This window comes from Kitasatospora sp. NPDC048722 (genome assembly GCF_040650235.1).
Classification (GTDB): domain Bacteria; phylum Actinomycetota; class Actinomycetes; order Streptomycetales; family Streptomycetaceae; genus Kitasatospora.
In genome coordinates this window covers 10,873-35,101 of the sequence record NZ_JBEZGX010000078.1, presented here as the reverse complement: position 1 = coordinate 35,101, position 24,229 = coordinate 10,873, and the positions used below count along the sequence as shown (strand labels likewise).

Sequence of the window (24,229 nt, the reverse complement as noted above, 5' to 3'; positions counted from 1 at the left end):
AGGCCCGGCATCACCGAGACGTCGAAGGCGAAGAACAGGCCCGCCATCAGGCCCATCGCGACGGTCGCCGCCACGAGCACGGGCCCGGCGGCCCGGCCCTGGGCGGCGACGGGGGCGGCGGGGGCGCCGTAGGCGGCGTGGAAGGTGGACGGTGGTGCGGTCTGGTCGGAGCGCATCAGGGGCTTCCTTCGGGTTCACCCGGTCCCCGCGGGCGCGGGGACTCTCACGGGCGGTGCTACGGAAAGCAGTTCGAGGGGTGGCAGGCGGGGCGGCGGGCCGTCGGCGCCCCGGTGCGCGGGCTCGGGGCTCCCATTCAGACCTCCCACACGCCCGACGCCGCCGCCTCGCGGGCGAAGTCGGCGAAGTCCCGCGCCTCCCGGCCCAGGGCCCGGCGCACCCCGTCGGCGGTGTGGGCGTTGCGGCCGTCCAGGATCGTCGAGAACAGCTCCGCGAAGTCCTCCGGCAGGCCCTCCCGCGCCAGGACCGCCCGGTACTCCTCGACCGACACCGGCACGAACCGCACCTCCCGGCCGGTCGCCCGCGACAGCTCCGCCGCGACGTCCGCGTACGAGAGCAGCCGGGGGCCCGTCAGCTCGTACACCTCGCCGTCGTGCCCGTCCTCGGTGAGCGCCGCGACCACCACGTCCGCGATGTCGTCCGCGTCCACGAACGGCTCGACCGCGTCGCCGACCGGCAGCGCCAGCTCACCGGCGCGCACCGGGTCGAGGAAGAAGCTCTCGCTGAAGTTCTGGTTGAACCACGCGCAGCGCACCACCGTCCAGCGGGCGCCGGCCTCCGCCACGGCCTTCTCCCCCGCCTCGGCCGCCTCCTCGCCGCGGCCCGACAGGAGCACCAGCTTCGCCACGCCCCGCCGGGCCGCGAGCCGGGCGAAGGCGCCCACCGACTCGACCGCGCCCGGGAAGGCGAGGTCCGGGTAGTAGGTGAGGTAGGCCGCGCCGACGCCCTCCAGCGCCGCCTCCCACGTCGTCTCGTCGTTCCAGTCGAACGGCACGTCGGCGCCGCGCGAGCCGATCCGGACGGCCCGGCCGCGGGCGGCCAGCCGGTCCGCGACGCGCCGGCCGGTCTTGCCGGTGCCGCCGACCACCAGGACCGTCGAACGGTCGTCCTGGGCGGCCCGGGCGCTCTGCGCGCCCTCGGCGGTCTGGATGCTGGTCCGGTTGCCGGTGTTCTGCGAGTTCGTCGTCATGGCATCCAGTCAAGTCCACTCCGGGACGACGAACCATGGCCACCAGGCTCAGGTGCATGTCCACGCGTCCAGACCCGTCTCCGGGGCCCGCATCCGATCAGAACACGGTGCGTAGCGACTCGACTACCGCCCTCCACCCGGCTTCGAGCGAACCTTGAGCGGACGTCGAGGCGCGCGGAGAAGGGACGGCAGGACGCGAACGGCGGGGCGCGGCCGGTGCTGCCCGGCTGCGCCCCGCCGTTGGCGGGCGGTGCTCCTGCGGTGCCGCTACTTCACGAAGCTCTCGACGACCTTCGGCGGCCAGACGCCGACCTTGAGGGCGCCCATCGAGTAGGCGCGCGAGACCAGGGCCGCGCGGTTCGGCACCCGCAACTTCCGCAGCAGGCAGGTGACGTGGTACTCGACGCCCTGGCGGCTGAGGTAGAGCCGGGCGGCGAGCGGGACGGTGGAGACGCCGGCCGCGATGCCCTCCAGGATCCGGGCGTCGATCTCGCTGAGCAGCTTCTTGCGGCCGGCGACGACCTCGGACTCGGGCGCCTCGCCGTCGCGGTTGGGCATCATCACCATGATCGACGACTCGTCGGGCAGACCGCCGCGGACCATCACGGCGGTGAGCGGGACGGTGAACGTCTCCTCGTCCGGGCCAATCGCTATGACGTCGGTGGCGAAGCGGTCCCGGCGGCCCTCGATGAGGCCGGAGAACTGGCGCAGCAGCGGCTGCTGGACGCTCGGGTGGACGAGCTCGCTGAACGTCCGGCCGCAGAGCTCGGACGAGGAGCGCCCGAACTGCCAGAAGAAGGCCTCGTTGGCCTGCCGGATGGTGAGGGTGCGGTCGAGCTGGGCCATGTTGAGGCCGGCCTGATCGGTGACGGGACGGGTTTGCGGCGCCGCGTCGGGACCTGGCTCTCGATCGCACACGATGGTCCGAGCGGTATCGGCCAGGGCGGAAGAGGAGATGACCACGGCAGTCGGATCCCTTCGGGGCGCGTGTGCGGTGCTGATTTCCGCGGGAAATCCCGGCCATTTCTTTCGAGCCGGATCGACTCGAACGGCCTGATTCGCGGTGAACTCTGCTTCGACTCTAGGGACCGCCGATCCGGCAGGTCAACGGCGCCCGGGCTGGTCCGGTCCAATCCTGTGGGCGTACGGCCGGTGGTTCGGTGTGGGGTCGGGGGGTTCGGCCGGTCGTTCGGTACGGTCAACGTCCTTGCAGGTCAGAGCAGGTTCGGCGGGGTTCGGTCACGGTTCGGCGAGCATGAGTTCGATTCCCTGGCAGCGGGTCGAACGGGCCTTCCGGCGCGACCGTCCGGATCAGACCCGAACAACGGGTTCAGCCTCGCACAGAACCGTCACAAGTTCCCGGCGGCCGGAAATACCGAGCTTGCGATAGGAATTCGTCAAATGTTTCTCCACCGCCCGCGCGCTTACCCGCAATTCGGCTGCGATCTCCTGGTTCGTCAGACCGTGTCCGACGAGGTCCGCGACACGGCGCTCGGACGGCGTCAGCACGACGTCCACCGGCACCCCGGCCTCCCGGCCCGGCGCGGCTGCGGCCCACTCCTCGGACCAGCCTGCGCCGCACGCGGCGGCCAGCCGGGCCGCCTCCCTGCGCACCGCCGCCGCCTCGGCCCCGCCGCCGAGTCGTCGGCCCAGATCGCGCAGCGCGCGGGCGCGTTCGAGCTCGTCGGCCGAGCGCCGCAGCACCTCGACCGACTCCCGCAGCAGGTCGACGGCCCGCGCGCCGCCCGCCAGGGCGGCCTGGAGCCGCAGGGCGCGGCCCAGCGCCACCGGGGCTCCCCACGCCTCGGCGCGGGCGAGCTCCTCGGTGATCAGCGCGCGGGCGGCGAAGGTGTCGCCGAGCCGGCGGGCCAGGCCGACCGCCCACGGGCGCCACGGGAAGAGCACCGGGTTGCGCCAGCCCGCGGACTCCAGTTCGCGGCCGCAGGCGAGGACGGTGTCCAGAGCGGCGGAAGGGTCGCCGCGGTGCGCCTGCTGACGGGCGCGCAGCAGTCCGAGCATCGCCGCGGGGGCCGCGCCCGTGGGCCAGCGCCGGTCCGCGTCGGCCAGGACCTTGGCGCCGAGCGGCAGGTCACGGGCCGCGAGCGCGACCGCCGCGAGGGCCGCCGTGGCGAGGCCGTCGCCCTCGGGCCCGCCTGCCTCGGCGCGCAGGCGCGCGCGTTCGGCCTGCTCCCGCGCGAGGGCGAGCCGGCCGCGAGCGAGGTGGACGAGGGCCTGTTCGGCGTGGCCGGGCGCGGAGTCCTCGGCCGAGCCGCCCGGGTGCCGCCCTCGTTCGCCCGCCGAGAGCCAGGACTCCAGCGCACCCGGGGCGTCCGCGCCGACCAGCGTGGTCACCAGCAGCGGCACGACGGAGTGCGGGCTGCGGACGGTGGCCGGCTCCCGGTCGAGGATCCGCTCGGCCAGCCCGGCCAGCTCGGCGGCCGGGCGGCCCGCACCGAGCGTGGCCGCGTGCAGCAGGACGGCCAGCAGCTCGCGCTCGCCGCGCGAGCACACCGCCGGTTCCATCACGCCGAGCCGGCCGATGGAGTCGGCGAGCCGGGCGGGGTCACGGCAGTCCGCGTGGCGCAGCCGGGCCTCCAGGCGCAGTGCGGCCTCGCGGGCGGCCCCGTCGAGGGTGTCCGGGTCACCGAGTTCGCACGCGACCCGGCGCAGCAGGGCGGCGGAGGTCGGGCTCGCGGCGCGCAGGAAGTTGGCCGGCAGCTGGAGCGCGGCGGCGGCGCGCTCGCGGGCGGTGGCGAGCAGCGGGATCGCCTGGGCGATGTGCCGCTCGCACGCCGCCCGGTCGAACGACCGCTCGGCGACGGCCAGTTCGACCAGCAGGCGGGCGCGCTCGGGATCGCCGTCGGGCACGTCCAGCAGGGCGCGGCGCAGGTAGCGGGCGGCCGGCGCGGGTTCGCCGCGGCGCAGCGCCGTGTCGGCGGCGCCGCGCAGCACGGCGCCCGACCACGGGTGCCGGGAGGCCGCGACGGCCATCAGCTGGGCCGCGACCTCCTCGGCCGGACGCCCCAGGTCGTACAGGACGGCGGCGGCGCCCTCGTGGCGGCGCTGGCGCTCGCCGGCGCTCATCGAGGCCTCGACGGCGTCCCGGACGACGGGGTGGACGAAGGCGGCGCGGTGCGGGTCGGGCAGCAGGCCGAGCTGGTGCAGGGCGCTCAGGGCGGCGGCGCAGCCGACGGGGTCCAGGCCGGCGAGGCGCCCGGCGGGCGCGGTGTCGCCGGGCTCGCCGAGGGTGGCGATCGCGGCGGCGAGGTCGCGCACGGGCGTGCTCTGGGTGCGCAGGCACGTCACGATGCGGTCGCGCAGGCGCCCGGGGCGCAGGGTGCGGGCGGTCTCGGCGTGGGCGGCGGTCGGTCGGGCCGTGGTGGCGGCGATGGCGTCGAGCAGGGAGACCAGGAAGAGCGGGTTGCCGGCGGCGGCCCGGTGGCAGGCGTCGGCGAACTCGGCGTCGATGCCGGTGGGTTCCGTTCTGCCGGGGTCTGCTTCGGCGGTCTCCGGACGGGCGGTCCGCGGCCCGGCGGTCTCCGGACGGGCGGTCTGCGGAGGGCCCGGGGCCGTGAAGCGGTCGCGGATCAGGGCCCGGGTGGCGGTGGGCGACAGCGCCGTGAGCCGCAGTTCGCGGGCGGTGTCGGCGACCTCGCGGACCAGCGGGTGCCACGTGCCCTGGTCGCCGTCGCGCAGCGTGCAGACCACGACGACGCGCAGGCCGTCGAGGCGGGCGGTGAGGTGGGCGAGCCAGCGCAGCGACGGGCCGTCGGCCCACTGGAGGTCGTCGACGAGCAGCAACAGGGGCGTGTCGGCGCTCAGTTCGGCGAGCAGGCGGCGCACGTCGGCGAGGGCCGTGCCGGTCGGCTCGGCGCCGGCGGGATCCGTCGCGTCCGGGGTGTCCGGGGTGTTCGGGACCTCCGGGGTGTCCGGGACGAAGTCGCCGAGGACGGCACGAGCCGCTCCGGCGCGCGCGAGCCACCGCTCCCGGGCGTCGGCGGGCAGGACGGTGAGGAGGCTGTCGAACAACTGGCGGACGACACCGAACGCGAAGTCCTGCTCCATCGGGGCGGCGTCGGCCCTCAGGACCCGCACGCGCAGACCGTCGGCCAGGCGGGGCAGAGCGCGGAGTAAGGCCGAGCGTCCGATGCCGAACGGACCGGTGAGCAGCAGGTGCGACGAGCGGCCCCCGTCGGCGTCGCACAGGGCCCGGCGTACCGCGGCGAGTTCGGTGTCCCGGTCGTGGAGCATCGTTCAGTGTCCTTCCATGGCACGGACCAGCGCCCGCAGTTCGGGCCGACCGTGGATGCCGAGCTTGAGGTAGGCCCGTTTGAGCCGGAGTTCGACGGCGCGGCTGGAGACGGCCAGCAGCGCGGCGATGTCCCGGTTGCTGCGGCCCCGGCCCGCCAGTTCGGCGGTGTGCCGCTCGGTGGGCGTGAGGCTCTCCCAGCGCGGGTCCACGGGAGGGACGACGTGGTGGTCCAGGGTCCCGGCCAGGTCGCGGGCGCGGGCCGCCATCGGGCCGGCCGGGTGCCGGGCCGTCAGCACGCACAGCTCGGCGAGGGAGCGCTCGGCGGCGTGCCGGTCGCCGCCCTCGGCGAGCTCGACGGCGGCGAGTTCGGCGAGCGCCCGCACGTAGCCGGGGCCGGCGGAGCCGCTGCGCAGCGCGTCCGTGGCGGCCGAGCGGATCCCGGCGAGCCGGCCGGGCCGGTCCGCCACCCGCTGGGCGCTGAGCTCGGCCCAGCCGATCGCGATCGGCGCGCCCCAGCGGCGGGCGAGCCGCAGTTCCTGCTCGCTCAGTCGGACGGCCTCGTCCGGATCGCCCAGGGCCTGGTGGGCCAGTGCCGCGACCGAACGCCACGGGAGCAGCGCCGGGTTGAGCCGGTGCCGGCTGAGCAGACGCCGGCCGCACTCCCGCAGGAGCTCGGCGGCCTCGGCCGGACGGCCCGAACCGAGCGCGACGGTGGCCCGCGCGAACAGCAGGTGCGCCCAGTGCTCGCTCGCCTCGGCGCCCGCGGGCAGCGGAGCCACGGCCCGTTCGCGGGCACGCTCGCAGCGGCCGCTTTCGAGGTCGACGAGGATCCCGACGGCACGCAGGTACGGCGCGACGGCGTCGGGCCGGCCGAGCAGGCGCAGCGCTCGCTCGCCCTCGGCGACGTCACGGTCCGCGGGCTCCAACCGGCCGCGCCGCAGGTTGAGTTCGGCGCGCAGCGCGAGCACGTGCGGGGCGGCCAGCCGCAGCCGGTTCCCGGACAGGGCGCGCAGCAGGCGGTCCAGGCCCGCCTGCGCCTCGTCGTTGGCATCCGCGAGGCACAGTGTCCGGCAGGCCGCGAGCCACGGCTGGACGAGCGGGCCGTCGCGGACGTCGTCCCCCTGGGAGCCGGCCGCGGCGAGGGCCGTCCGGGCCAGCGCACCGGCCAGGTCGAGCCGGCGGCCGCCGACGGCGAGCTGCCAGGCGCGGACCGCCGCCTGCGCGGGGACCGTCGGACACGGCGGCAGCTGCGGCAGCTCGGGCAGCGGGAGGGCGGACTCACCGTCATCGGCCGGGTCGGCGCACCAGAAGAGTGCGAGCAGTTCGTCGTGGTACGGCTCCTCCGGCCGGGGCAGCGTCTCGGCGACGGCCCGCCGCACGACGGTGACCGCGCCCCCGGTGAGCCCGAGGTCGGCGGCGCGGACCCGCAGGGCTGAGGCGGGGGCGTCGGGGGTGGCGGAGCGCGGGAGCGGGACGGCGTCCGGGGCCTGGGTGTGCAGGCCGGTGGACGCCGAACGCGGGCGGGCGTCGGCGGTAGCGGCGAACGGGCGCGCGTCGACGGCGTCGGCGTACGGGTGCGGGCCCACGTCGGAGGTGGCGGCGTACGGGTAGGGGTCGCCAGGGGTCGCGGCGGTGCCGGGGCGGCGGAGGATCGCGTCGAGGGTGTGGTCGCCGGCTTCGGGTTCGGCGATCAGGTGGGTGGCGGCGAGTTCGAGGGTCAGACGGGCGTGTTCGGCGGGTGCGGGGCGTTCGGCGAGGGCGCGGCCGAGCAGGGCGGCGGCGTGCCGCTGGTTCTGCCGCTGGGCGGCGGCCTCGGCGGCGGTCTGCAGGGCCCGGACGGCCCAGGGGCGGCCTGCGGGGGCCGCGCCGAGCAGCAGGGCGGCCACCGCGAGGTCGTCGGCGGCGGCCCGGTGGGCCAGTTCGGCGGCCCGGGTGTGGAGGTCGGCGCGTTCGGCCGCGGTGGCGGCGGCCAGGACGCGGGAGCGCAACGCCGGGACGAGCAGCGGTTCGACGCCGGGGCCGGCGATGACGCCGGGCAGTTCGGCGAGGACGGCGTGCAGCCGGGCCTCGTTCAGGGTGTCGAGGCCGGCGAGGAGGCAGGTGAGCGGGAAGTCGAGCAGGTCGCCGCAGACGGCCAGCGCCCGCACCACGGCCACCACCTCGTCGCTCTGCCCGCGCAGGGCCCGCATCAGGTGGTCGCCGGTCACGGTGCCGCCGAGGGCGGCGAGTTCGGGCACCCGGGCCAGGACGGGGCGGTGGCCGTCGCCGGCGAACCGCCGCAGGATGTCGTCGAGGACCTCGGGGTGTCCGGCGGAGATCTTGCCCGCCGCCGTGACGAACCCGTCCTCCCCCGGTCCACCGCAGGCCCGCAGCACGGCGCCCTCGACGTCGGTGCCGTCCAGCGGTCCGAGCGCGATCCGGTGCACGGTGGCCGCGCCGGACGTGCCGGCCAGCAGGTCGTACCAGTCGGGGTCGGGCGTCCCGAGGCGGCTGCCGCCGCAGAGCAGCGCGAGAGGGACGCCGGCCCAGCGCCGGGAGAGCGCGCCCAGCCACTGCAGGGACCGCGCGTCGAGCCACTGGGCGTCCTCCAGTGCGAGGACGGTCGGCCGGGCCCTGGCGGCGCGCAGTAACTCGGCGAGGCCCGACAGGGGGCGGGCGCCGGAACCGTCGGGGCGGTGGTCGAGCGGCCCGTCGAGGGAGCCGAGCCACTGGGCGACGGCCCCGAGGGCCGGCCCTGACTCGGCGTGGGCGGCGCGGGCCCGCAGGACCCGCAGTCCGGCCCGCTCGGCTCGGGTGGCGCCCCACCGCACCAACGCGTTCTGCCCGTAGCCGGGCGCGCCGGTGACGGCCACGACGACCGGGTGGGCGGCGGCCGTGGCGGAAGCGAAGGCGCCGTCGAGGACGGAGGCGAGGGCAGCACGCTCGCGCGGCCGCGCGTGTGGCGCGCTCGCGTCCGACGGGACCATGGACGGTGACTGGGCGGCGGGGTGCGCCGGGTCGAGCGGGTGCTGTCCGCCCGGGGCCGGGAGAGCGGCTCCGGTTCTCGCCGACCCATCGTCAGCGCAGGTGCCTTCAGCGGCATCGGCCTCGATCGGGGGCGCGCCGTGGGCGGGCGGCAGCCCGGGACCGTCCGGGGCCCCGGGCCTGGTCGGCCAGGCCGTCGACGGGGTCTCCGTGGGGTCGCAGGTCTCGCCCCACGGGCTCACAGGAACGTCGTTCATCCAGCTCACCCGGGTCTCGGGCTCCCTTGCCGTGTGAGGTGCGCCGGATCGGCGCGGTGTGGAGGTGGTGGCCGTCAGCCGGTCGGCCCGCCGGCCGGGGGCGGTTCCTCGGCGGCCCGGACGGCGCCGCGGCGGGCGCCCTGCAGGGCGGGTGCGAGTCCGTCCCGGCGGGTGACGCCGAGTTTGCGGTAGACGCTGGTCAGGTGGGACTCGACGGTGCGCACGGTGACGAAGAGCGTGCGCGCGATCTGCCGGTTGCTCGCGCCGTCGACGGCGAGGCCGGCGACTCTGAGTTCGGCGCCGGTGAGCAGGTCGGCGGCGGAGGTGGCGACCTCGGGCATCCGGCCTCCGGCGGTGATCAGCAGGCGGCGGGCGGCCCTGGCCAGGGCGAGGGCGCCGCAGCCGCCGGCGAGGGCGGTGGCGGTCCGCAGGTGTTCGCGGGCGCCGGCCGGGTCGCCGGCGAGGAGGAGGGCGCGGCCGAGGCCGAACTCGGCGCGGGCGTGTTCGGCCCGGGCCGGCGACGCGGCGAGCAGGTGGACGGCCTCGGCGAGGCGGTCGAGGCCGTCCCGGCCGGGGGTCACGGCGCCGGAGGCGAGGGCGGCGAGGCCGAGCGCGCGGGCGGTGCCCCAGCGGGCGGCCAGGTCCGCGCCGTACTCGGCGAGGGCCCGGCCCTCGGTCGGGCGCCGGACGGCGGCGAGGACGAGGCAGGAGTCCGCCCACCAGGGGGCGAAGACGGGGTTCGCGACGCCCGCGTCGTACTGGACGCGGCCGCAGGCACGCAGCAGGCGGAGGGCTGCGTCGGCGTCGCCGTGGGCCCAGCGGGCGCGGCCGCGGGCGAGCAGGAAGAGCTGTTCCTCCAGTCCGGTGCCACCGGCTTCGGAGCGGTCGGTGCCGGCGAGGAGCGCTTCCGCACGGTGGGCTTCGCCGCGGTCGACGAGGACGGCGGCGAGGACGGCCCGGGGGGCCGTCAGGCAGGCGTCGGAGCCGGCCGCGCCGAAGTCCTCGATGGCGGCGCGGACGGTCGCCTCGGCCTCGGCGACGGCGCCGGCGCGGTGCAGGACGAGGGCGCGGCCGGTGCGGGCGAGGGTGCGGGACCACGGGCCGGCGCCGCGCACGGCGCGGTCGAGGGCGGTGGTCGCGGCGTCCGTCTCGTCGGCGAGGGCGAGGGCGGCCGCGGCGGTGATCAGCGGCCAGCCGGGGCAGGACGGGCCGGCGGCGGCGACGGCCCGTCGGGCGGCGGCGACGGCGAGTTCGCGCGAGTGCCCGGCGAGGGCGGCGCGCAGGGCGGCGAGGGCCTGCTCCTGGACGTTGGCGGCGTCGTCGCGGGCCACGGTGAACGCGGTGGCGCGGGGCACGGGGACGGTGGCGACGGCCGACGCCCGGCCGCGGCCGGTGACGAGCAGGGCGGTGCGGACCTGCCAGCGCAGGCGAAGGCCCCAGCCGCCGTCCGGTCCGTCGAGGGCGCGTTCGAGGGCCTCGGCGAGTTCGGCGCGGTGGGTCGGCGCGAGCGGCACGGCGAGGCAGGCCATGGCGCACTCGACGGCGATCCGGGCCCGGTCGGCGGGATCGGCGGCGAGGGCGAGGGCGGCGCGGAACATCGGGACGGCGGCGAGCGGGTCGGTCTGGGCGAGGGCGACGGCCAGGCGCAGGCGCAGCCGGTCGTCCTCGGGGGTGGTGTCCAGGGCGCGGTGCAGGTAGCCGGCGGCGAGGTCGAAGGCGCCGCGCTGCTCGGCGGCGGTGGCGGCGTCGCACAGGACGGCGGCCATCCACGGCTGCGGGATGCCGGGGACTTCCATCAGGTGCCGGGCGACCTGTTCGGCCGGGCGGCCCGCGTCGCTGAGCAACAGGGCGGCCCTGGCGTGCAGTTCGGCGGCCCGGCGGCCGTCGCCGGGGGCGAGGAGGGCGGTGCGCGCGGCCGGGTGGACGTCACCGGCGGCGGTGAGCGCGCCGCATTCCCCGAGCATCGCGACGGTCTCGTCGGCGCGGGGGCCGGGGACGCCGGCGAGGGCGGCGACGAGGTCGGTGCGGGCGGTGCCGAGCACCGCGACGGCGGCCGCGGCGGCGCGGACGGTCGCGGGTGCGGCGTCGAGTACGGCGCGCACGGCGCGGGCGAGCGTGCGGGCGCCGAGTTCGGCGACGCGGTCGGCGCCGGCGGTGTCCGGTCCGTGGCCGAGGGCTGCCAGTTCGTCGAGGACGTGGAGCGTGGTGCGCGGGTTGCCGCCGCACACCTCGGCGAGGCGGTCGACGAAGGCGGGCTCGACCGGGGCGGGCGACCACCGGCCGACGAGGCCGGCGACGGCGGCGCGGTCGAGCGGGGTGAGCGGCAGCGGGCTGACGAACGGGTCCGCGGTGAGGTCGAGCCAGGCCGCGGGTGCGGCCGGGCGGGCGCCGTCGCGGCGGGCGAGGGCGACGAGCAGCGGGAGCCCTGCCGAGCGCCGGAGCAGGAAGTCCAGCCAGCGCAGGGTGTGTTCGTCGCAGGCTTCGGCGTCGTCGAGGGCGAGGACGAGCGGACGGTCCGTCATGAGGCGGGCCGCGGCGCGGTAGAGGGCGTGGAAGACGGGGCAGGCCTCCGCGGGGTCGAAGGAGTGCGCGCGTCGCGGTCCGGGCAGGTGTGCCGCCAGTGCCGCGCCGCCCGATGTCCCGTCACCTGATGTCGCGCCGCTCCCGGCGAAGAGGGCGCGCAGGCCCGAGTAGCCCGTGCCGTCCGGCCGTTCGCCGTGCAGGACGAGCGCGCCGTGCCGGGCGGATTCGGCCCGCAGCTCCGCGAGCAGCCGGGTTTTCCCGATTCCGGCCGGGCCGGTGAGGACGACGCAGCCGGCGTTCCCGCGGCGGCCGGCCCCGGCGTGTCCGGAAAGCGTCGCCAGTTCACCTGCGCGACCGAAAATCTTCCCCTGGTCGGGAATTCCTGCCGTAGGCAGCACGGAACCTTCACCCCCCAAGCGCGGACGATACCGCTATTCCGACACCACGCCCGGACCGCAGGACAATTGCGGTTTGACAGGTGCAACAGTACCCCGGGTCATACGATCAAATATGTATGGGACCCGTCAAGAACAGCACGGGTACCCGGACGAGTTCCGGCCGCCACGACGCCGTCGCGCCGTCCGGGCCGGTGGCCGTCCTCCCCCTCGCGGCGCGCGGCCGGATCCCCCAAGGAATGTTGAACCTCCCGTTGGTTTGTCTTTACCGCCGGGCCACGGTCCAAACCCGCGCGCACCCGGACGATCGGGACGGACCCGGGGCCGGCCCCGTCCAGGACTAAGGAATTCCCGGCGCGGGGCGTGAGACCAAGGTGGGGTGCACCCCCAGCCGTCCCACGCCCCGAGGGAGTCCGATGAGTGAGCGCAGCGAGGTGGGCGCATGAGCGCCCCGCAGCGTCCGATCCTGTTCGTCAGCCTGCCGGAGAGCGGGCTACTCAACCCGCTGCTGGTGCTGGCCGGTGAGCTGGCCCGCCGGGGAGTGCCGGACCTCTGGTTCGCCACCGACGAGCCCCGGCGCGCCGACGTCCTGGCCCTCGCCGACGCCTCGGCGGTGGAGTTCGCCTCGCTCGGCGAGGTGTTCTCCGAGCTGTCGGCCGTCAGCTGGAGCGACGAGGTCTACCGCGAGGTGACCCAGCCGGACCGCTTCCGCGCCCACCGGGCCGTCATCCACCAGTCCTACCGGCCCGATCTGCAGGCCGAGAAATACCGCCGGCTCGCGGCCGTGGTGGACAAGTGCAATCCGGCCCTGATGGTCATCGACTGCGTCAGCTCCTTCGCCGTCGACCTCGCCCTGACCCGGGGCATCCCGTTCGTACTCAGCGTACCGTTCCTGCCGAGCAATGTACTCACCTCGCACAGCCCATTCGGCAGCTCGTACACGCCCAAGGATTTCCCCGTCCCGCATTCCGGCCTGCCGTACCCGATGGGCTTCGGCCAACGCCTGGCCAACCGGCTGTTCAAGCTGCGCACGCTCGCGCTCTTCTTCAACCCGGCCATGGGGAAGGTGCTTTCCGAGGACGCCCGGCTGCGCAAGGAACTCGGGCTGCCCAAGCCCAGCCCGATGACCCGGATCGACCGGGCCGAAATGGTGCTGTGCAATTCCGTGCGGGAGCTCGACTACCCGTTCGAGATGCCGGGGAAGGTCAAGCTGGTCGGCGCGATGGTGCCGCCACTGCCGGAGTCCACGCGGGCCGCGGACGACACCGGCGTCATGGACTGGCTCGACGCCCAGTCCTCGGTGGTCTACATGGGGTTCGGCACCATCACCCGGCTGACCCGGCCCCAGGTGGCCGCGCTCGTCGAGGTGGCGCGCCGCCTGGACGGGCGCCACCAGGTGCTGTGGCGGCTGCCGGCCGAGCAGCAGCACCTGCTGCCGCCGGCGGACCGGCTCCCGGGCAACCTGCGGATCGAGAGCTGGCTGCCGTCCCAGCTGGACGTGCTGGCCCACCCCAAGGTCGGGGTGTTCTTCACCCACGGCGGCGGCAACGGCTTCCACGAGGGCGTGTACTTCGGCAAGCCGCTGGTGGTGCGCCCGCTGTGGGTGGACTGCTACGACCAGGCCGTGCGCGGCCGGGACTTCGGGATCAGCCTGACCCTCGACCGGCCGCAGGACATCGACCCGGCCGACGTCGTCGACAAGCTCACCCGCGTGCTCGGCGACGGCTCCTTCCGCGAGCGTGCCGAGCGCATCGGCGCCCTGCAACGCGCCGCCGGCGGCCGCACCACCGCGGCCGACCTCCTGCTCGCCCTGCCCGCCCTCGCCTGACCCTCTCCCGGCGACTCCCCCCTTCGACCAACGCACCGAGCGAGGACCTTTCATGCCCTTCACCATCCCCGTGTCCCGGCCCAGCCTGGACGGGCGCGAGCTGGAGTACGTCACGAGCACGATCGGCGACGGCTGGATCTCCTCCCAGGGCCCGTACGTCCGGCGCTTCGAGCGGGCCTTCGCCGACTACAACGGCTCCGCCCACGGCGTGGCCTGTTCCTCCGGCACGGCGGCGCTCACCCTGGCGCTGCGCGCCCTCGGCGTGGGCCCCGGCGACGAGGTGATCGTCCCCGAGTTCACGATGATCGCCACCGCCTGGGCGGTCACCTACACCGGGGCGACCCCGGTGTTCGTCGACTGCGCGGACGACCTGAACATCGACGTCGCGCGGATCGAGGAGAAGATCACCCCGCGCACCAAGGCGATCATGCCGGTGCACGTCTACGGCCGGCGCTGCGACATGGCGGCCGTCATGGACCTCGCGCACCAGTACAACCTACGCGTCGTCGAGGACTCGGCGGAGGCCCACGGCATCCGCCCCACCGGCGACATCGCGTGCTTCTCGCTGTTCGCAAACAAGATCATCACGGCCGGCGAGGGCGGCATCTGCCTCACCGACGACCCGCGACTGGCGGCCCAGCTGGACCACCTGCGCGCCATGGCCTTCACCACCGACCACAGCTTCGTCCACAAGAAGCTCGCCTACAACTTCCGCATGACGGCCATGCAGGCCGCCGTCGCCCTCGCCCAGACCGAGCGCCTCGACGCGATCCTCGCCACCCGCCGCGAGATCGAGCAGCGCTACGACCAGGGCCTCAAGGACGTTCCCGGGATCACCCTCATGCCGCCCCGGGACGTGCTGTGGATGTACGACGTTCGGGCCGAACGCCGCGCCGAACTGCGCGAGTTCCTCACCGCCGAGGGGATCGAGACCCGGCTGTTCTTCCAGCCGATGAGCCGTCAGCCCGGCTACCTCGACCCGGCCTGGTCCGGCCTCAACGCGGCCCGCTTCGCCGCCGACGGCCTCTACCTGCCCACCTACACCGACCTGACCCCCGCCGACCAGGACCGCGTGATCGGCGCGGTCCGCGCGTTCTACGGCGCGTCCTGAACCGGCCCGCCGGAGGAGACCCGAACCCATGACGCCCGACACCGCGCCGCCCGACACCGCGGCGGGAAGCACGACGAGCGCCGAACCGCCGGTGGTCGACTTCCCGCTGCGCGTGCCCGGCGAGTCCTTCCCCCCGCCGCGCTACCAGGACTACCGGGACCGGCAGGGCCTGGTGGTCTCCTACCTGCCGAACGGCCGCAAGGTCTGGCTGGTCACCCGGCACGAGGACGTGCGCTCCGTCCTCACCAACAAGAAGATCAGCTCCAACCCGGACCACCCCGGTTTCCCCAACGTCAGCGAGACGATGGGCGTGCCCCGCCAGGAGCAGATCCCCGGCTGGTTCGTCGGCCTCGACTCGCCCGAGCACGACCGCTTCCGCAAGGCGCTCATCCCGGAGTTCACCGTCCGGCGGGTGCGGGAGCTGCGGCCGGCGGTCGAGCAGACCGTCGACCGGTGCATCGACGCGATGCTGGCGGCCGGCGACGAGGCCGACCTGGTGGCCGACTTCGCGCTGCCCGTCCCCTCGCTCGTCATCTCCGCACTGCTCGGCGTGCCGCCGGTGGACCGGGACTTCTTCGAGTCCCGCACCCGCACCCTGGTCGCGATCCAGGCCTCCACCGACCAGCAGCGCGACACCGCCTCGCGCGAACTGCTCCGCTACATCAACCGGTTGGTGGCGATCAAGCAGAAGTGGCCGGGCGACGACCTGATCAGCCGGCTGCTGGCCACCGGTGCGATCGAGCCCCACGAGATGTCCGGCGTGCTGATGCTCCTGCTCATCGCCGGGCACGAGACGACGGCCAACAACATCGCGCTCGGCGTGGTGACGCTGCTCCAGCACCCCGAGTGGATCGGCGACGACCGGGTGGTCGAGGAGACGCTGCGCTTCCACTCGGTGGCCGACCTGGTCTCCCTGCGGGTCGCGGTCGAGGACGTCGAGATCTCCGGGCAGCTGGTCCGGGCCGGCGAGGGCATCGTGCCGCTGGTGGCCGCCGCCAACCACGACGCGAAGGCGTTCTCCTGCCCGCACGCGTTCGACCCGGCCCGCACCGAGCGCCACCACGTCGCGTTCGGCTACGGCGTCCACCAGTGCCTGGGCCAGAACCTGGTCCGGATCGAGATGGAGATCGCCTACCGCCGGCTCTTCGAGCGCATCCCCGGCCTGCGCCTCGCGGTGCCCGTCGAGGAGCTGCCGCTCAAGTACGACGGCGTGCTGTGCGGTCTGCACGCGCTGCCGGTCCGCTGGTAGCACCCGTCCCACCCGACCGTTCCAGGAGAAACCGCTCATGCGCATCACCGTCGACACCGACCGCTGCGTCGGCGCGGGCCAGTGCGTGCTCAACGCCCCGGCCGTGTTCGACCAGGACGACGACGGCGTGGTCGCACTCCAGGACCCCGCCGTGGCCCCCGAGGACCGCGACGCGGTCGACACCGCCGCCACGCTCTGCCCGTCCGGCGCCATCACCGTCCACCGGGACTGACCCCCGCCCCGCGACGGCCCGAAGACGAGCCCGTTGACGGGCCCGAAGAGAGGACCAACCCGATGACCAGTCCCGGCACGGCGAGCACGCTGTGGCTGCGCCGCTTCCACCCGGGCGAGGACCGCGCCGTACGGCTGGTGTGCTTCCCGCACGCCGGCGGCTCCGCGAGCTTCTTCCACCCCGTCTCCGCGGCCCTGTCCGCCGAGGCCGAGGTGATCGCCCTGCAGTACCCCGGCCGGCAGGACCGCCGCCTGGAGCCCTGCGTCGAGGACATCGCGACCCTCGCCGACCGGATCACCGAGGAACTGCTCACCCTGGACGACCGGCCCACCGTGTACTTCGGCCACAGCATGGGCGCCGTCCTCGCGTTCGAGACCGCGTGGCGGCTGGAGCAGAAGGGCACCCACGCGCCCGGGGCGGTCATCGCCTCCGGCCGCCGGGCGCCGTCCACCACCCGCACCGAGACGGTGCACCGGCAGGACGACAACGGCGTCATCGCCGAGCTCAAGCTGCTCAACGGCACCAACGCCCAACTGCTCGGGGACGAGGAGATCCTGCGGATGGCGATGCCGGCGATCCGCGCCGACTACCGCGCCATCGAGCGCTACGCGTGCGGGACCGACCGCGTGCTCGGCTGCCCGGTCGTCGCCCTCACCGGCGACGCCGACCCGCGCACGACCATCGCCGAGGCCCGCGCCTGGCGGGCCCACACCGCCGGTGACTTCCGCCTCCAGGTCCTGCCCGGCGGCCACTTCTTCCTCGCCGACCAGCAGGCGGCGGTGCTCCGGGAGATCTCCGCCGAACTCGCCGCGCTCCGCTGACGGACCGCCGGCCCGGACAAGGACCCCTGATGCGCACACTCCTGGTCGACAACTACGACTCCTTCACCTACAACCTCTTCCACTACCTCGCCGAGGCCAACGGCCGCGAGCCCGAGGTCATCCGCAACGACGACCCCGCGTTCCGGCCCGAACTGCTCGACGCGTTCGACAACGTCGTGCTCTCCCCGGGCCCCGGCACCCCGCACAACCCCGCCGACTTCGGGCACTGCGCCGGCATAGCCCGCGAGGGCCGGCTGCCCGTCCTCGGCGTCTGCCTCGGCCACCAGGGCCTCGCCCTCGCGCACGGCGCCACCGTGGGCCGGGCACCCACGCCCCGGCACGGCCGTACGTCGGCCGTACGGCACACCGGCACCGGGCTCTTCCACCACCTACCGAACCCGCTGGAGGTCGTCCGCTACCACTCGCTCGCGGTCACCTCCCTGGCGCCCGCCCTCGAACCGATCGCGTGGGCCACCGACGACGGCGTGGTGATGGCGCTGCGCCACCGCGAACTCCCCATGTGGGGCGTGCAGTTCCACCCCGAGTCGATCGGCACCGAGGCGGGCAAGCGGCTGCTGTCCAACTTCCGCGACCTCACCGAGCAGCACGGGCGCCACCGCCGCCCCGCCCCGCCCCGCCCCCGTACCGCCCCCGAGGCCGCGCCCGGGGCCGCACCCCGGCCGCCCGCGCGCCGGCTCACGGTCCTGACCCGGCAGGTCGGGACAGGGTGGGATGCCGAGACCGTCTTCGACCGCGTCTTCCGCGGCGGCAGCCACCCGTTCTGGCTCGACAGCAGCCTGCCCGGCGGCCGCCTCGGGCACGTCTCCGCGATGGGCAACGCCGCCGGACCGCTCGCCCGCGTCGCCACCGCCGACGTCCAGCGCGGCACCGTCACGGTGACCGCCGGCGACACCGCGCAGGTGATCGAGGGCGAGTTCCTGACCTGGCTCGACGAGGACCTGCGCACGCTGGACGTCGACGTGCCCGAGCTGCCGTTCGACTTCGCGCTCGGCTGGGTCGGCTGCCTCGGCTACGAGCTCAAGGCCGAGTGCGGCGGCGACCGCGCCCACCGCTCGCCCGACCCGGACGCCGTCATGGTCTTCGCCGACCGCGCCGTCGTCGTCGACCACCACACCGGCGCCGCCCACCTGCTCGCCCTCGCCGAGGACGGCCGGGACGCCACCGCCCTCGCGTGGCTGGACGAGACCGCCGCCCTGCTCACCGGGCCCGCCCCGCACACCGACCCGCCCGCGCACACCCCGCCCGGCGAGGACGCCCGGCTGCGACTGCGCCACCCCCGCGATGCCTACCTCAAGCTCATCGACGCGTGCCAGGACGAGATCGCGGCCGGCGAGACCTACGAGGTCTGCCTGACCAACATGATCGACGCCCCCACCGACCTCGACCCGTGGCAGGCCTACCGCGCCCTGCGGCGGATCAGCCCGGCCCCGTTCGCCGCCTTCCTCTCCTTCGGCGACCTCGCCGTGCTCAGCTCCTCCCCCGAGCGCTTCCTGCGGATCGGCCCGGACGGCCTCATGGAGTCCAAGCCCATCAAGGGCACCCGGCCGCGCGGCACCACCCGGGAGGAGGACGCCCTGCTCGTCGCCGACCTCGCCACCAGCGAGAAGGACCGGGCCGAGAACCTCATGGTCGTCGACCTCGTGCGGCACGACCTCGGGCGCTGCGCCCGGACCGGCTCCGTCGTCGCCGACCCGCTGTTCAACGTCGAGACGTACGCCACCGTGCACCAGCTCGTCAGCACCGTCCGGGCCCGGCTGCGCCCCGAGTGCAGCGCCGTCGACGGCGTCCGGTCGGCGTTCCCCGGCGGCTCGATGACGGGCACGCCCAAGCTGCGCACGATGCAGCTCATCGACCGGCTGGAGAACGGGCCGCGCGGCATCTACTCGGGCGCGATCGGCTACTTCTCGCTCAGCGGCGCCGCCGACCTGAGCATCGTGATCCGCACCGCCGTGCTCAGCGGCGGGCGGCTGCGCTACGGGGTCGGCGGGGCGATCATCGCGCTGTCCGACGCCGAGGGCGAGTTCGACGAGACGGTGGTCAAGGCCCGCCCGCTGCTCGCGCTGCTCGACACCGCGCTCCCCCTGCAGAACCCGCCGGCCACCGCGCGCCGGCGACGTCCGTCGAGGGCCTTCCCGGCCGTCTCGGGCTGAGAGCCCCCTCCGCAATTCAGGCTGGGGACGGCCGCCGCAGCCGCCCAGCGACCCCGTCAGGAGCGAAGGTGTCCGTCCACAGCGATGACTACGCGATCGATCCGGCCGCCGGCTCCCCCGGGGCGCTGGGCGGCCACACCCTGCCCGCCGTGTTCACGGCGGCGGTGCGCCGGGCGCCGGACGCCGTCGCCCTGGTCGACGGCGAGCGTGAGCTGACCTGGCGCCAGTGGGCCGACGAGGCCGCCGCGCTGGCCCGGGCGCTCCAGGAGCTGGGCGTCGCGCCGGGCGACGTCGTCGCCGTCCAGCTGCCCAACTGCCGGGAGTACCAGACGGCGCACGTCGCCGTCGCCACCGCCGGCGCCGTCCTCCTGCCCGTCCACGCCGGGCACGGCGCCGCCGACGTGCGGGCGCTGCTGGCCCGGGTGGACCCGGTGGCCGTGCTGCTCCCGGCGGAGGCGGCGGCCACCGCGCCCGACCTGTTGACGGCCGTGCCCTCCCTGCGGGCGGTGCTGGTCGAGGGCGCCAAGGCCCCGGCCGCGGCCGGCGTCCACGCGCTGGACCGGCTCACCGACGCGTGGGCGGGCCACGCGCCGCACCCCGTGGAGGTGCGGCCCGAGGACCCGCTGGTCCTCGTCCCGTCCTCCGGCACCACCTCGGCCCGGCCCAAGATCTGCCTGCACAGCCACGACGGGCTGCTCTCCAACACGGCGTCCGTCGCCGAGGAGGGCGGCCCGGCCTTCGCCGACGCGATCCTGACGGCCTGCCCGCTCACCCACCTCTTCGGCCTGCAGTCGCTGCACACCGCGCTGTTCCGCGCCTGCCGGCAGGTGCTCCTGCGCGGCTGGGACCCGGAGCGCTTCCTCGCCCTCGCCCGCGCCACCGCGCCGAGCGCCGTCTTCGCCGTCCCGGCGCAGCTCCACGACGTCGTCACCACCCTGGCCCGCAGCGGGCAGCCGGCCGGCTTCCGGCCGCACGAGGTGCGCACCGCCGGAGCGGCGATCCCCGCCGCGCTGGCCGCCGACGTCCGGACGGCGCTCGGCGGCGAACTCGTCGTCGTCTGGGGCATGTCCGAACTGGGCACCGGCACCCGGACCTCCCCGGCCGACCCGGTCGGCGCCGCCGTGCGCAGCGTCGGCAGGCCCACCCGCGGGGCGCGCGCACGGATCGTGGGCGAGGACGGGCGCGAACTGCCCCCGGGCGAGCCGGGCGACCTCCAGTACCGCAGCCCGAGCATGTTCCGCGGCTACTACCGCGAGCCCGGACTGACCGCCGCGGCCGTCACGCCGGACGGCTGGCTGCGCACGGGCGACCGGGCGAGCCTCGGGGCCGACGGACTGCTGCGCTTCCACGGGCGCGCCGCCGAACTGATCAACGTGGGCGGGCGGAAGTTCGACGCGACCGAGGTCCAGGAACTGCTGGCGGCGATGCCGGGCATCGGGCCGCTCGCCGTCGTCGGGCGGGCGGACGCGCGGCTCGGCGAGATCCCGTGCCTGGTGCTCACCCGCGCGGCCGACCCCGCGATCGGGCTGCGGGCCGTGACCGGCTTCCTGCGGGAGCGCGAGGTCGCCGAGTACAAGATGCCACTGGAACTGGTGACCGTCGACGATCTCCCGCGCACGCCGGCCGGGAAGCTGCACCGGCGGTCGCTGGAGGAGCTGGCAGCCCGGGAGGCGTCCGTCCCGGGTCCGTCCGCGCTCGACCACGGCGAGGCGCTGGACCGCGGCGAGGCGCTGGACTACGGCGAGGCGCTGGACCTCGTGCGCTCGTGCGCGGCCGAGGTCATGGAGCGCGGCCCGGACGACGAACCGATCGGCGCCGACACGGCGTTCCGCGCGTACGGACTCGACTCGGTGCGCACCATCCGGCTGCGCAACCTGCTGGCGGAGGCGGCCGGCCGGCCGCTGCCGGTGAGCCTCGGCTTCGACCACCCCACCCCGGCCGCCGTCGCGTCCCTCCTGTCGGGGGCTTCGGTGGACCAGCGGGACGAGGGCCGGCACGACGCCTCCGACGAGCCCATCGCGATCGTGGGCATGGCCTGCCGCCTGCCGGGCGGGGTCTCCTCCCCCGACGACCTCTGGACGCTCGTCGCCGACGGCACCCACACCGACTCCGCGTTCCCCACCGACCGCGGCTGGGACCTCGACGGCCTCTTCCACGACGACCCCGGGCACCCCGGGACGTCCTACGTCCGCCGGGGCGGGTTCCTCGACGGCGCAGGCCGGTTCGACGCCGCCTTCTTCGGCTTCTCCCCGCGCGAGGCCTTGGCCGCCGACCCGCAGCAGCGGCTGCTCCTGGAGACGGCCTGGGAGGCGCTGGAGCACGCCGGGATCGACCCGACCGGGCTGCGCGGCAGCCGCACCGGCGTTTTCACCGGGGCGATGTACCACGACTACGGTGTCCGTCCGGGCGCGGGCGCACCTTCGGAGTTGGAGGGGCTCCTCGGGATCGGCACGGCCGGCAGCGCGCTGGCCGGACGGATCTCGTACTGCTTCGGCCTGGAGGGCCCGGCGCTCACCGTCGACACCGCGTGCTCCTCCTCGCTCGTCGCCCTCCACCTCGCGTGCCGGTCGCTGCGCTCCGGCGAGTCCTCGCTCGCCCTGGCCGGCGGCGTCGCGGTGATGGCCACGCCGACGTCGTTCGTCGAGTTCTCCCGGCTGCGCGGCCTGGCCGCCGACGGCCGCTGCAAGTCCTTCTCGGACGACGCCGACGGCGCGGCGTGGGCCGAGGGCGCGGGCCTGCTGGTACTCGAGCGGCTGAGCGACGCGCGGCGCAACGGGCACCCGGTGCTCGCCGTCGTCCGCGGCTCGGCCGTCAACCAGGACGGCGCCTCGAACGGCATCACCGCGCCCAACGGCCCCGCGCAGCAGCGCGTGATCCGTCGCGCGCTCGCCGACGCGGGACTCGCCCCCGGCGACGTCGACGCCGTCGAGGCCCACGGCACCGGGACCTCGCTCGGCGACCCGATCGAGGCGCAGGCGCTGCTCGCCGTCCACGGCGGCGCGCGCCCGGCGGGCCGGCCGCTGTGGCTCGGATCCGTCAAGTCGAACATCGGGCACGCCCAGGCGGCGGCCGGGGTGGCCGGTGTGATCAAGACGGTGCAGGCGCTGCGGCACGGCCTGCTGCCGCGGACCCTGCACGTCACCGAGCCGACCACCGGCGTGGACTGGTCCTCCGGCGCCGTCCGGCTGCTGACCGAGGCGCAGCCGTGGCCCCGGGAGGACGGGCGGGCGCGGCGGGCGGGGGTGTCGTCCTTCGGGATCAGCGGGACGAACGCGCACGTGGTGCTGGAGGAGGCGCCGGTGGCGGCCGGGGCTTCCGACGGCACCGTGACCTCCGAGCACGCCGACGACCGTCCGGTGCCGCTGGTGCTCTCCGCCCGCGGTGAGCCCGCTCTGCGGGCCCAGGCCGGGCGGCTGGCCGAGTACGTCGCCGCCCACCCCTCGTACGCTCTGCCGGACCTCGCCCACGCGCTGGCCACCACCCGCGCCGTCCACGATCACCGGGCACTGCTGGCCGGCGCCGACCGTGCCGAACTCGTCGACGCGCTGCGGCGGTTCGCCTCCGGTGAGCCCTCGCCGGTCGCCCCGGCGACCGGTCGGCGCGACGGGGGCGGGCGGCTCGCCTTCGTCTTCGCCGGGCAGGGCAGCCAGCGGTCCGGGATGGGACGCGAACTCGCCTCCGCGTTCCCGGGGTTCGCGGCAGCCCTGGACGAGGTGTGCGGTGTCCTGGATCCGCTGCTGGAGCGGCCGCTGCGCTCCGTCCTGTGGGACCGTTCCGGAGAACTCCTCGACCGGACGGAGTTCGCGCAGCCCGCGCTGTTCGCCCACGAGATCGCGCTCCACCGCCTGCTGGAGTCCTGGGGCGTGCGCCCCGACCTGCTGGCCGGGCACTCGGTCGGCGAGATCGCCGCCGCGCACGTCGCCGGGGTGCTGTCGCTGGCCGACGCGTGCACGCTGGTCGCCGCCCGTGGGCGGCTGATGCAGGCCCTCCCGGCCGGTGGCGCGATGCTCGCCGTCCGGGCGACCGAGGACGAAGTCCTGCCGCTGCTGGGCGAGTTCGTCTCGCTCGCGGCCGTCAACGGGCCGTCGTCCGTCGTCGTCTCGGGCGCCGAGGACGCGGTCGCGGCGATCGAGGCACACTTCTCCGACCGGCGGACGACGCGCCTGCGCGTCTCGCACGCCTTCCACTCGCCGCTGCTGGAACCGATGCTGGCCGAATTCCGCGGCGTCCTGGAGGGGTTGTCCTTCGCCGCACCGGCCGTGCCGCTCGTCTCCGGCGTCACCGGCCGACCGCTGACCGCCGAGGAGGCCCGCGACCCCGGCCACTGGGTGCGGCAGACCAGGGAGCCGGTCCGCTTCCGGGACGCCGTCTCCCGGCTGGGCGCGGAGCGCGTCGACGCCTGTCTCGAACTCGGACCCGCCGCCGCGCTCGCCCCCATGCTCGGCGAGTGCCTGGCAGCCGGGGACGCCGGAACGTCGGTCGCCGTCATCACCACCGGCTCGGCCGACCAGGCGGCGGAGACGCGCGCCCTGCTCACCGCCGCCGGACGGCTCCACCTGCACGGCGTGCCGGTGGACTGGGACGCCGTCCTGCCCGGCGCCCGGCCCGTGCCGCTGCCGACGTACCCGTTCCAGCGGCAGACGTACTGGCTCGCGCCCGCCGCACCGGCACGGCGGGCCACAACTGATGCCGAGGCACCGCTGTTCGACGACCGGCTCGCCACGGCCGGCCCCGAGGAGCGCGACGCCCTCCTCCTCAAGCTCGTCCTCGCCGAGACCGCCGCCGTGCTCGGGCGCGGAGCCGACGACCTCGACGCCGCCCACGCGTTCTCCGACCTCGGCGTCAACTCCGTCAACGCGATCGAGCTGCGCGAGCGCATCGCCGCCACCACCGGGACCCCCCTCCCCGCGACCCTCGTCTTCGACCATCCCACCCCGGCCGCCGTCGTCCGCGCCATCGGCGCCCTCCGCGACCGGCTCGACCGGGGTGCCGGACCGGAGCCCACCGCCGCCGACCTGGTCGACCGGCTCGCCGCGCTGCTCGCCGCCGGCACCGCCCTCGACCCGGCCACCGCCACCCGGCTGCGCGACCTCGCCCGGCGCTGCGCCGCGCCCGCCGGGCCGGCCCGCCCCGGCCCCGGGCCGGACCTCGACGCGGCCACCGACGAGGAGCTCTTCCGCCTGATGGACGCCGTCGACTGACGTGCCCCGACCGCCCGC

Annotated in this window: 12 protein-coding genes; 7 read left to right on the top strand and 5 right to left on the bottom strand. The window is 75.8% G+C overall.

The genetic code is table 11. From position 1 onward, the window contains the following. Positions 1-313: 313 nt before the first annotated feature. The 5 genes from AB0C76_RS36770 to AB0C76_RS36750 all read right to left on the bottom strand — a co-directional run bounded on the left by AB0C76_RS36770 (position 314) and on the right by AB0C76_RS36750 (position 11,601). On the bottom strand, positions 314-1,207 hold the full coding sequence (locus AB0C76_RS36770; protein ID WP_359974088.1) for an NmrA family NAD(P)-binding protein: 894 nt from the start codon (positions 1,205-1,207) through the stop codon (positions 314-316). Between the two features lie 267 nt (positions 1,208-1,474). Continuing rightward, the gene (locus tag AB0C76_RS36765) at positions 1,475-2,128 is read right to left on the bottom strand and encodes a PAS domain-containing protein (RefSeq protein WP_359974092.1); all 654 of its coding nucleotides are present in this window, start codon (positions 2,126-2,128) and stop codon (positions 1,475-1,477) included. Between the two features lie 390 nt (positions 2,129-2,518). Further along, positions 2,519-5,458, bottom strand: coding sequence for an AAA family ATPase (locus tag AB0C76_RS36760; RefSeq protein ID WP_359974086.1), 2,940 nt, complete (start codon positions 5,456-5,458; stop codon positions 2,519-2,521). A gap of 3 nt (positions 5,459-5,461) precedes the next feature. Continuing rightward, positions 5,462-8,425 carry an AAA family ATPase gene (locus AB0C76_RS36755; RefSeq protein ID WP_359974084.1) on the bottom strand — a complete coding sequence of 988 codons (2,964 nt, stop codon included), beginning with the start codon at positions 8,423-8,425 and terminating at the stop codon, positions 5,462-5,464. A gap of 329 nt (positions 8,426-8,754) precedes the next feature. After that, positions 8,755-11,601, bottom strand: coding sequence for a LuxR family transcriptional regulator (locus AB0C76_RS36750; RefSeq protein WP_359974082.1), 2,847 nt, complete (start codon positions 11,599-11,601; stop codon positions 8,755-8,757). Positions 11,602-12,040: 439 nt separating this feature from the next. On the opposite strand from AB0C76_RS36750, the gene AB0C76_RS36745 reads away from it, so the two are divergent. From AB0C76_RS36745 to AB0C76_RS36715, 7 genes are all read left to right on the top strand, one after another. After that, complete coding sequence (locus AB0C76_RS36745; RefSeq protein WP_359974081.1) at positions 12,041-13,426, top strand: glycosyltransferase; 1,386 nt, start codon at positions 12,041-12,043, stop codon at positions 13,424-13,426. Positions 13,427-13,478: 52 nt separating this feature from the next. Continuing rightward, positions 13,479-14,537, top strand: a complete 1,059-nt coding sequence (locus AB0C76_RS36740; protein ID WP_359974079.1) for a DegT/DnrJ/EryC1/StrS family aminotransferase — start codon at positions 13,479-13,481, stop codon at positions 14,535-14,537. Positions 14,538-14,565: 28 nt separating this feature from the next. Then, a complete protein-coding gene (locus AB0C76_RS36735; protein WP_359974077.1) occupies positions 14,566-15,786 on the top strand; it encodes a cytochrome P450 in 1,221 nt (406 codons plus the stop codon). A 37-nt stretch (positions 15,787-15,823) separates the two neighbouring features. After that, the gene (locus tag AB0C76_RS36730) at positions 15,824-16,018 is read left to right on the top strand and encodes a ferredoxin (protein ID WP_359974075.1); all 195 of its coding nucleotides are present in this window, start codon (positions 15,824-15,826) and stop codon (positions 16,016-16,018) included. A 62-nt stretch (positions 16,019-16,080) separates the two neighbouring features. After that, positions 16,081-16,839 (top strand): alpha/beta fold hydrolase, encoded by a 759-nt coding sequence (locus AB0C76_RS36725; protein ID WP_359974074.1) that lies wholly within the window; start codon positions 16,081-16,083, stop codon positions 16,837-16,839. A 29-nt stretch (positions 16,840-16,868) separates the two neighbouring features. Beyond that, the gene (gene pabB / locus AB0C76_RS36720; RefSeq protein WP_359974072.1) at positions 16,869-19,010 is read left to right on the top strand and encodes an aminodeoxychorismate synthase component I; all 2,142 of its coding nucleotides are present in this window, start codon (positions 16,869-16,871) and stop codon (positions 19,008-19,010) included. Positions 19,011-19,078: 68 nt separating this feature from the next. Continuing rightward, on the top strand, positions 19,079-24,211 hold the full coding sequence (locus AB0C76_RS36715) for a beta-ketoacyl synthase N-terminal-like domain-containing protein (RefSeq protein WP_359974070.1): 5,133 nt from the start codon (positions 19,079-19,081) through the stop codon (positions 24,209-24,211). Positions 24,212-24,229: the final 18 nt, after the last annotated feature.